This is a genomic window from Bacillus cereus group sp. BfR-BA-01524 (assembly GCF_022662595.1).
GTDB classification, from domain to species: domain Bacteria; phylum Bacillota; class Bacilli; order Bacillales; family Bacillaceae_G; genus Bacillus_A; species Bacillus_A thuringiensis_S.
Window position 1 is genome coordinate 1 of sequence record NZ_JAKUDW010000010.1, and the last position, 11,761, is coordinate 11,761.

The following is an 11,761-nucleotide window of genomic DNA, read 5'->3' on the forward strand; positions in this document are numbered from 1 at the left end:
TTGGCTCGTCATAAAGGCGTAAACATTTTGACCAATTTCCACATAACGTTTCCCATTCACCAGCAGGATATACTTCCGTACGCAATATATGAAGTGGTATACGTAAATTCAATAACCGACCACTAAGCGTCGTACGAGTAACTCCCGCTGGCATTAAAAACTTTGCTTCAATTACCTTTTTCAGCTCCATCAACGAGTATTCTGGATAACTCATCAATATTTCATTTGAATGAGGCCAGACCTCAGTATCATTTGAATGACGGCGTACCGTATACTCATGTTGATATAAGCCGACAATACGATGCCATATCTCTAAATGGTTAAATAAATCGCTATTTAAATCCCTTGCATATAAAAAATGTTCTTGTTTATTTACTTCTGTAATTTTTGCAAGCAAACGTTTATTAGCAATAATCTTACCTGACCAAATTATTGTAGGTTCTTTCTTTAAATTATTTACCCATTCCCCCATTGGTAATAAATGATTCCAAGCACGAATTTTTATTTTTTCATCAGGTACTACCTGTACAGCAACGCGTTTACAACCTAATGCCATCATAGCCTTCATACGATGGGCACCATCAAGTAACAGATAATTACCATCACTAAGCTCAGATACTAAGGGAGGATTCCGTAAAACACCTTCGCTTTCCATTACACGACAAATTTGTTCCAATCTTTTGTGTTCATATGATTCATGAAAGCGAATTTGCTTGGGATGTAAGAGATCTAAGGCCGAAATAATTTCACTCATAAAAACAGCTCCTCAAATAATTACATAAATTCTAAGCTTATCAAATAACTAATTTTTTATAATGATTAGTCGTGTTTACCGATATTTAGCAGCCATTAGACAATTATTTCAAACTGCATTTTAATAATTTTACTAGTCTTCTAATAAAACACCAATTTCATTTTCCCTAGCCCTTTGATAGTAATAAGCAGCAATGACTACATCAAATATGGCCATACCCATTGGATTAAATAATATTGCTTTGTCATAAGGGAAGTTTTGCAGTGCTCCTCGGATTACAACGTCAGCAATTAATACTGTATCTTCTTTTTGTAAACCTCTTTCAAGGTGCATCCTTTCAACATCAGTTTTTTCACGACAGACTTCTTCCCAATTATCAACAACTAGTGTTTTTGTATATTCTAAGATATCAGGCTTAAAATCACGAAGAGAAACATTGAGTAGTAGCGCCCCATCTTTAGGTTTCTTATCAATATAACCTTCTGCAGAAACAGTACAAGTAATAAAAAATATCAGCATCATTATAGGCTTCTTCATATGCATTAACCTTTTGAGTTTTAGAATAAATTTCCTCAGGAATTAATTCGTCTTTAATTCCATTGATATCATATAAGTAAACACTTTCGATTTTATCGCCTAATAGGGCAATTACCATCTTTAAATGCATCTGACCAATAGGTCCAAATCCAATAATTCCAACTTTAACATTATTTAAATCTCTTAACTTGGCAAACTCTCTAATTTCTTGAGCATAATTTGCTTCCTTTCTTGGTTAAAATCTAAAAAAATAATTAAAGATAAATATGTGTAAATGTTCTTTCGAATGTACTTCAAATAGAACTTATACCTGAAAGACAATAAATGCTAGATTCTTTAGTATCGATAAGCTAAGCACCATTCAAGTACTGCCATAGCACTATTTAACTTATTTTCGGCCTGGGTAAATACAATACTTTTCGGTCCATCAATAACTGTTGCTGCTACTTCTTCACCTCGGTGTGCTGGAAGGTCATGCATAAAAGTAGCTTCCGGATATAAAGTCAAAATTTTCTCTGTCACTGCAAATGGATTAAATGCATCTTTCCATAAAGGATCTATTTTGCTTGTCCCTGTTGTTTGCCACCTTGTTGTATATACAACATCCACTTCACTAGGTAACATTTTTATATCATGACATTCTATAACTTTAGCGCCAGAAAATCGTGCATATTCTTTTGATTTTTCAAGCACACTTGGAGACACTCCATAACCAGCAGGTGTAAAAAGATATAACTCCGTACCTGGAAAACGAGATAAAGAAAGAGCTAGAGCTGCTGCACTGTTATTACCTTCTCCCATATATAAAACCCGTAATCCAGCTATTTCACCAAATTTTTGTTTCATTGTTGTTAGGTCTGTTAGCGCTTGTGTTGGATGTTCTTCCGCACTCATTGCATTAATGACTGACATACGACTTTGAGATGCCAGTTTTTCCATTTCCTTTTGACTATCTGCAGTTCTTGCTACTAGTCCATCCAGCATTCGCGAAAGCACTTGAGTAGTGTCTTCTATAGACTCCCCTGTATTTTCTTGCAAATCATTTGGACCATACGATACAATTTGTGCACCCATCTTTAATGCTGCAACAGAAAATGCCGATCGAGTTCTAGTCGATGTTTTACGGAAGTAAATCCCAATTATATTTCCAGTTAATATGTGATTAGGTTGCGATTTCCCTGTGGCAAATTCTACCCCACGAGTTACAATTTGGTTAAGATCACTATCAGTAAGATCCTCAAGAGTAATTAAATGTTTTCGAATAGCCATTATTATATTACCTCCCTTTTGAATAAGTGCATGTAACAAAAATGTATTTACATATGCATTTAAATAAAAACTATTAAACAGCTAAGGTAAAAAATAATAGATTGCAAATATAATTCATGTGGATCCATTACCACACTTTTCTATATTTGTTTTTAAACTAATGTATAGCAGTTGATATATAGCCTATATGAACTCGAATACTATTTTTACTCATAAATACTTACATATAATTCTATTGTTAGTCTATATTCCTATTTTTTATGATATGGCTCTGCTGAATATATTACACACTACAACGCTAAAAATATACTTAAAATACTGAATTTTCAGCTTTCTCAATTCTTTTATCAATTTTCTGTCAATTCATGCTTGAATTCTCTTTTTTACTAATAATATACATACAAAGTTGACCGTTTCTTTTATAGCCCCATCTCTAAAAAATCTCCCCATTCAAAAGTATCGTTTTCCAGATTATCAGTTAAGATGCAAATTACTGCTGCAGTTATTAAAGAGCCCTCTTTAAAAGAGATATACTCCTTCTACTGGCTCGCTATTAGTAGTTATGATAATCTCTTAATTGTTACAGCTACAACGTTAACAATTGCTATTTCAACTATTGATCTAAGTAAACAAACAATGAATGACATACTAATATATACAAAAAGTAATCTATTAAGCGTAAAATGATTGCATCTCCAGCAAGTTTAATTACTTATTTAGATCTTTATTTTCAGAATTTTCAAAATTAAATTCTCGAAAATTTTATTTCCTTAAGGAAATATCGATCATTTTATACTATGTAAGAATGCTTATCTTCTATAAAGTAATTACACAAATCAACAAAATCAATTTCAATTATTGATTCTGGAAAACTATCTATAGAAGCACAACAAGAAAGCTTATAATCTTTACCAATAGTAAACTTTTTATAATAAACCTCATTAGATAGCATGTCACCATAAAATATTGTATTTTTATTAATAACAAAAGAGTTTAAAGGTATAGTTAGTCCTTTCCCTATCCATTTAACAAAGCTTTCTTTTATAGTCCATAATTCATAAAACACCTCTAATTGTTGTTCTACATTTAATGAATTTAAATAATTAAATTCTTCCTCAGTAAATATATTTTTAATCATTGTAGTATCTATGGGCCGGACTTTTTCTACATCTATTCCTACTTCTTCCTCATGAATAGCTCCAACAACCCAACTTTCGGAATGTGATATATTAAAATGAAAATTATTTAACTCATCAACATAAGGCTTTCCGTACTCATTGTATTCATATTTAATATCTTTATTTTCTATTGAGAAGTTTGTAGTAATTAAATATCTTATTAAAATGTCTCCAATTAAGGCGCTATATTGATCGGGCTTTCTTTTATATTTCTGTATTTTCATCTGCTTTTCTTTCGAGACCAAACGTATAAGCTTCTGCATAATATCATGTTCTATATTTCCTGGCACACGTACCTTATATATATTCATTATATCCTTACCACCTAATCCCTTATATAGATACAAAAAACTCACAATGAATAATTCCCATTCATTTTCTAACCTCTTTATGTTTATTATTGAATAGGCTCAAAGTAAAAAGCCTCATAATATGTTATACACGAATTTATGAGACTTTTAGAAAATTAATAGTGTACAATTTTAAATAATATTTCACTTATTTACATGTGCTAATAAGAGCATTTGTTTAAAACTCCTTTTTATACTCTTTACCAATTCATGAATATGCTGCTTCTCTAACATACTCAGATGGGAACCTGGCACTTGCATAGCGTATACTTCCCCTGATGTATATTCATTCCATCTGTTACAATCTACTAGTGGGTGAATGTCATTAATAGATGCATTAAATAGAAAGATATCTGCTTTTATTTTTTGTTTACAATTATATTTTAGGTATGCATATCTATTAGCTATCATTACTTTTAACTTATTCATCATTGGATCTTCAAAATTTTGCTGAAAACTATTTTTATTCAATTTAAATTTTTTTAGTAAAGATTCTATTAATTGTTCTTCACTCATTTGTTCAAAACTAATTTTCTCAATCCCTAACTGATCATTGAATTTTTTCAATTCTTCAAATGCATTCTTAATATTTAAACTAAGAATCTCCTTACCTTGTTCAATAGGATGAACATCAAGTAAACCTAGAAAACTAACTTTATCACCTAGTTCTTCTAATTTTCTGGCCATTTCAAATGCAACTATTCCTCCAAAAGACCATCCTAATAAGGTGTATGGCCCTTCCCTTTTTACTTGTTTAATCTCTTCTATATATCTTACCGCCATTTCCTCTACAGATAAGTTTGGAAATCTACAATCATCATATCCTATAGATTGTAATCCATATACAGTCTTATCCTCCCCTAATTCTCTAGCCAAATCATAATAGTTTAATATACCCCCGCCTTGCCCATGAACAATGAACCATTGACTATCCTTGTTTGTTCCATTTTGAATTGGAATTAGACACTCACTGTCTATTCCTTTATTCCTACTTATTACATCACTTAATTGTTCAATAGTAGCCTTTTGAAATAATAAACTTAATGGCAGTTGCACATTAAACATTCTCTTGATACTTTCGAATAACTTTAATCCCTTAAGAGAATGACCACCTAATTCAAAGAAATTATCATTTATACCAATATTATTTACGCCTAATATACTACTCCAAATATCAATTAAACTACTATCTATTTCATTTCTTGGTGGTACATAATTACTATTGCTCATTGTATTTAGCTTCGGTAACTTGCTTCTATCTATTTTCCCATTTTGTGTTAATGGTATATTGTGAATTGGTATAAGTTGTTGAGGTATCATATAATGTGGTAACTTTGTTGCCAAATATGCTCTTACCTCTGGAATACTAATATCTTTTTCGGTAACTACGTATGCACATAAATACTTTTCTCCAGCTTCATCTTCTTGATCTATTACTACGGCCGTTTTGATTGTCTCATATTTTAACAAACTCGCTTCTATCTCACCTAGTTCTATTCGATATCCCCTTATTTTCACTTGATGATCCACTCGGCCCAAGTATTCAATGTTACCATCAGATAGCCACCTTGCTATATCTCCTGTTTTATATAGTTTCTCACCTGGTTCAAATGGATGATCAATAAATTTATCTACTGTTAATTCTTTTCGATTGATGTATCCTCTAGCTAACCCTATGCCAGAAATACATATTTCTCCTGGAACACCTATAGGTTGTATCCTGTGAAATGAATCCAATATATAAATTTTAGTATTTAACAATGGCGAGCCTATCGGTACGTTTTGTGTTGTAATTTCTTTATCACTCTCATATTGATAAGTTGTACAACAGACTGTAGCCTCTGTAGGTCCGTATCCATTTAATATTTGGAGGTTCCCCCTAAATAGATGATCGTATTTTGCGAGTAATTCTGTTTTAATTGGTTCTACTCCTACAAGTAGCTTATTTAACACTATCTTCTGGTTATCTCTAACAAAATAATCATATATTTCATTTAATAAAGTAGGTGGAATATATGATAATGTAACCAGTTCTTCAAGAATGACTTGTACAAGTTTTGAAACATCAAACTTCTCACCTTGATAAATAGTCATTCTTGCGCCATATATCAATGGGACAAATATCTCAAAAATAGTAACATCAAAAGAGATACTACTAGAGAATAGAACATTATCAGTTATCCCTATATCTTGAGAGAAATCTTCATACATTGCACACAAAAAATTAGTCAAGGATCGATGTTCAATCATTACTCCTTTAGGTTGTCCTGTAGAACCTGATGTATAAATAACATACGCTAAGTTGTGAGGTTCTATCATCATTTGCATGTCTTCTCCTGGTTCTTCTTCAAAAGACATATCCATTAGATCTATTACATTACCTTGAAATTCTATCCCCTTTATAATAGAGTTTTGATGTACTAATACATGTGAACACCCACTGTCTGTCAGCATATATTCCACTCTTCGTTTTGGTAAGTCGGTATCAATTGGTAAATACGCCCCACCTGCTTTTAAGACACCTAATATACCTATAACCATCTCGATGGAGCGTTCCATCATCACTCCAACAATGGATTCTCTTTTAACTCCTTGGTCTAATAACCTTCTCGCCAACTGATTAGCTTTTATATTTAATTCATTATATGTAATTCCTTTTTCATTACATACAACGGCTATTTGATTAGGGTTCTGTTTTACTTGTTCTTCAAACATTTTATGCACTAATAAATGATTAGAATTTGAATTCTCTTTTTTGTTAAATTCATTCATAATACAATGTTCTTCTTCTACAGATAACATATTAATATTACGCAATCGTACTCTAGGGTTATTAGTTACTTCCTCAACTATATTTGTAAAATGTACCATTAACCTTTCTATTGTCTCAGCTTTAAATAACTTAGTACTATATTCTACTTTTAAATGAATGTTATTATCTATTTCCGTTGCTACTAATGACAAATCAAATTTTGAAACTGACTGCTTAAACGGATACGGTGTAAATTCTAATTCCCCAATAGATATTGGATTCATATCCATGTTTTGAAAAACAAACATGGTATCAAATAATGGATTTCTACTTGTATCCCTATGCAAGTCTAAACCTTCTAATAGTTCTTCAAAAGGATAGTCTTGATTTTCATAAGCTTCTAATGTATTGAGTTTTAATCTACTCAAAAACTCAATAAACTCATCGTCATTTTCTAGATAATTTCTCATTACCAAAGTATTAATAAACATACCAATCATATGATTAGTATCAGAATGAGACCTTCCAGCAATAGGCGAACCTACAATAATGTCTTCTTGACCTGTGTATCTAGATAAAAGTATGTTATAAATGGCCAATAAAATCATATATGGCGTGGTACCAGTTTCAGCTGCTAGCTTATTTACTTTAAAAGTTAAATCTGCTCCCAAATTAAAAGAACAAACCTTACCTTTAAAGCTTTGTATAGTCGGTCTTTGAAAATCGGTTGGAAAATTTAAAACTGGGAGTTCTCCTTTTAAAGTTGTTAACCAATAATTCTTTTGTTCACTAATTAGATTCTTATAGTAAGGTCCATTTTGCCACATCACATAGTCTTTGTACTGCACTCTCAATTTTGGAAGCTCATTTCCTTTATACAATTCTACAAACTCTTTTATTAATATCCCCATTGATAAACCATCAGATATTATATGATGCATATCTACTACAAGGATATGTCTTTCTTCTGCTATCCTTAAAAGCAACACCCTTAATAATGGAGGTTTTGATAAATCAAATGGACTTATAAACTCATGTATTAAATAATCCGCATCTTTTTCATTTACATGAACGTATTCAATATTGAATTCTACATTAGGCTCAATTTTCTGCACTAATTCCCCATCTAAAATTTGAAAAGAAGTTCTTAATATTTCATGTCTTTGCATTAAAGATTGAAATATATTTTCAAACTTATCTTTACAAATATCCCCTTCTACTTTAAGTATAGTGGGCATATTATAAGTTGTATTTGTACCATCTTCGAATTGATCTACTATAAACATTCTCTTTTGTGACGTAGAAGCTAAATAATACTCTTGTTGTTTTACAGGTTCTATGGAAATATAATTACTTTTTTCCATTTCCAATATACATTTTGAAAAATCAATCAAAACAGGAAACTTAAATAGGGATTTAATAGATAATTGCACATTAAATTCTTTATTAACGATAGAAATTAGCCTAGCAGCCTTTAATGAATGACCACCTATCTCAAAAAAGTTATCCTGTATTCCTACCCTTTGAATTCCTAAAACATCTTTCCAAATCTCAACTAATTTTCTTTCTGTAGAATTTGTCGGCTCTATATGACTAGATTTTAAATTATAAATAGGTTGAGGTAATTTTTTTCTATCTATTTTTCCGTTTTGTGTTAACGGTATGTTTTGAATGGGTATGATCTGTTGAGGTAACATATAATATGGTAACTTTGTTGCTAAATATGCTCTTACCTCTGAAATAGGAATATCTTTTCCGGTAACTACATACGCACATAAATACTTTTCTCCACTTTCATCTTCTCGCTGTATTACTACGGCGGTTTTGATTGTCTCATATTTTAACAAACTTGCTTCTATCTCACCTAGTTCTATTCGATATCCCCTTATTTTCACTTGATGATCGACTCGGCCCAAGTATTCAATGTTACCATCAGGTAGCCATCTCGCTATATCTCCTGTTTTATATAATTTCTCACCTGGTTCAAATGGATGATCAATAAATTTATCTGCTGTTAATTCTTTTCGATTGATGTATCCTCTAGCTAACCCTATGCCAGAAATACATATTTCTCCTGGAACACCTATAGGTTGTATCCTGTGAAATGAATCCAATATATAAATTTTAGTATTTAACAATGGCGAACCTATCGGTACGTTTTGTGTTGTAATTTCTTTATCACTCTCATATCGATAAGATGTACAACAGACTGTAGCCTCTGTAGGTCCGTATAAATTTAATATTTGGAGGTTCCCCTCAAATAGATGATCGTATTTTGCGAGTAATTCTGTTTTAATTGGTTCAACTCCCACGAAAAGTTTATTTAACAATATCTTCTGATTCGCCCTTACAAAATAATCATATATTTCATTTAATAAAGTAGGTGGAATATATGCTAACGTGACCTGTTCCTCAAGAATGACTTGTACAAGTTTTGGTACATCAAACTTCTCACCTTGATAAATAGTCATTCTTGCGCCATATACCAATGGGACAAATATTTCAAATATGGTAACATCAAAAGAGATGCTACTAGAGAATAGAACGTTATCAGTTATCCCTATATCTTGAGAGAATCCCTCATACATTGCACACAAAAAATTAGTTAAGGAACGATGTTCAATCATTACCCCTTTGGGCTGGCCTGTAGAACCTGATGTATAAATAACATATGCCAAGTTGTGAGGTTCCATCGTTAACTGCAAATCTTCTACTTGTTCTTCTTCAAAAGGAATATCCATTAGATTTATTACACTACCTTGGAATGCTACTCCCTTTATAATAGAGTTTTGATATGTTAGTACATGTGAACACCCACTGTCTGTCAGCATGTATTCCACTCTTTGTTTTGGTAAATCGGTATCAATCGGTAAATACGCCCCACCCGCTTTTAAGATACCTAATATGCCTACAATCATCTCAATAGAGCGTTCCATCATCACACCAACAATGGATTCTCTTTTAACTCCCTGTTCTAATAACCTTCTCGCCAACTGATTAGCTTTTATATTTAATTGCTTATAAGTAATTTCTTTTTCATTACATACAATCGCTATTTGATTAGGATTCTGTATTACCTGCTCTTCAAATAATTGAGGAACTGTTACAGTCTCACAAAGTAATGTTTTATGAACTCTAGTCGTATGATTGAAATCATATAATATTTGATTCTTTTCTGTTTTAGACATTACATCTAGATCCATTGCAGATTTATTTGGATCTTTCATTAATATATCTAAAATATTATATAAATGATTAACTATTCTACTAACTAATCCTTCACTATATAAAGTAGAATTGTAATCCACTTGAACCTTTAACTGTTCTTCATTTTTCATAAACCTAATAACCATATCAGAGTTTATTTTATCTGTACTCTCATAACAATGAATATCATCTAACATTACTATTGTATTTAATAAGGGAAGATTATTACTTTCTCCATCTAGACTTAATAATTGAGTAAGTTTATTAAAAGGAAAATGACAATGTTCATTTGACTCTAAAATTGTTTCTTTAATTTTATATATTATTTCTTTGAAATTATCTTCTTGATTTATTTGAGTACGTAATAATAAAAAGTTGTTTTGAAAAACCGTCTCTTCTTGACCTTGTTTAAAAACTGGCATTCCAATTACTACATCATCCTTATCGGTATATCTACTTAAGAGATATTTCACACCTGATAATAAAATAGTGTACAGTAACATATCAGAATTATTGCTAATTGCTACAGCTCTCTTCGCAATATCCGATGGGAATTGACAATAATAACTTTCTTTAGAAACCTGAATACTATTTAAAGACAAACAATCACAAGGAAATCTACTTAACTCAACATCACCTGATAACTTGTCTAACCAATATTCTTTTTCCTTTTTAAATTTTTCACTAGATAATAAAACCTGCTGGGTAAATTTATCAAGCATTTTTTCTTCCCACCATTCTCTATGATATTGATACTAAATACTACATATTTATTGGTTATGTCCCTCATAGACCGATCCGTTTTATCATGAGGGGCACAATCATACTCGTCATTGGGAGTTTTCTTCCTCGGTAATAAAACTCTCCCAATGACGACCAATTGGATTGCTACTTTAACGATAGAAGTTTCAACATAAAGCATAGAAATGCACTTTTCTCTTACTCAGATACATCTCTTAATTTTTTTACTTCACAGATTTTACCCTATCTAGTATTTTCATAATTAACTCGCCCACGATGTCAGCTTGATGTAGTAAAAACATATGACCACCATTAACTGTTAGAAAATGAACCTCATTGCCCCATTCTACCCACTTCTTAGCCCCTTTTACTGTATAATTAGAGTCTGTTGTTCCACTAATAATGTATAGTGATGCTTTCAACAATGTTGTGTCATCATTTATATAATTCTCAATGGCACGAAAGTCTGATCGAATAACTGGAAGGATATAATTTAAAAGCTCCTGATGTTGTAATACTTCATCCGGTAATCCTCCCAAAGACTTTATATAATCTATAAAGTCTTTATCGTCTAGATGATTTGTTTTTCTTCTTATTTCCGGTGGATTCATAGCAGAGATAATAACATTTTTAGGATTTATGCCCTTACTTTCTAAAATTTGAGCCATACGGTGAACTATAATTCCTCCCATGCTATGGCCAAATAATGTAACCTCTCCCTCTAAAATTGGTTGCATCTCCATTAAATATAAATTAACAAGATCATCTATGTTATCAACTAGTGGAGAAAGATTAGGACCATGGCCTGGAGGATCAAATGAAATAAGTTTTATATCTTTCGGTAAATAATTCTTTAAAGGTAAAAAAGAATTCGAATAACCCCCAGCATAAGGAACACAAACCAAATATTTGTTACTCTTCAATCCTGGCGATAAATCTTTCATTAATTTTCTCAAGTGACTTCTCCTTTATT

The 11,761-nt window shown here is 31.5% G+C and carries 6 protein-coding genes; all 6 read right to left on the bottom strand.

Annotated elements, in window-relative coordinates:
• The coding region (locus tag MR170_RS05085; protein WP_242307458.1) for a ParB N-terminal domain-containing protein at positions 1-754 on the bottom strand (754 nt) is incomplete at its 3' end.
• Between the two features lie 132 nt (positions 755-886).
• A complete protein-coding gene (locus MR170_RS05090; RefSeq protein ID WP_242307461.1) occupies positions 887-1,291 on the bottom strand; it encodes a hypothetical protein in 405 nt (134 codons plus the stop codon).
• A 336-nt stretch (positions 1,292-1,627) separates the two neighbouring features.
• Positions 1,628-2,560, bottom strand: a complete 933-nt coding sequence (locus tag MR170_RS05095) for an ornithine carbamoyltransferase (RefSeq protein ID WP_098640809.1) — start codon at positions 2,558-2,560, stop codon at positions 1,628-1,630.
• A 790-nt stretch (positions 2,561-3,350) separates the two neighbouring features.
• The gene (locus tag MR170_RS05100) at positions 3,351-4,049 is read right to left on the bottom strand and encodes a 4'-phosphopantetheinyl transferase family protein (protein WP_242307463.1); all 699 of its coding nucleotides are present in this window, start codon (positions 4,047-4,049) and stop codon (positions 3,351-3,353) included.
• A 183-nt stretch (positions 4,050-4,232) separates the two neighbouring features.
• Positions 4,233-10,769: an amino acid adenylation domain-containing protein gene (locus MR170_RS05105; protein ID WP_242307464.1), complete on the bottom strand. Its 6,537-nt coding sequence runs from the start codon at positions 10,767-10,769 to the stop codon at positions 4,233-4,235.
• A 243-nt stretch (positions 10,770-11,012) separates the two neighbouring features.
• Complete coding sequence (locus MR170_RS05110) at positions 11,013-11,744, bottom strand: thioesterase II family protein (RefSeq protein ID WP_242307470.1); 732 nt, start codon at positions 11,742-11,744, stop codon at positions 11,013-11,015.
• Between the last annotated feature and the right edge of the window lie 17 nt (positions 11,745-11,761).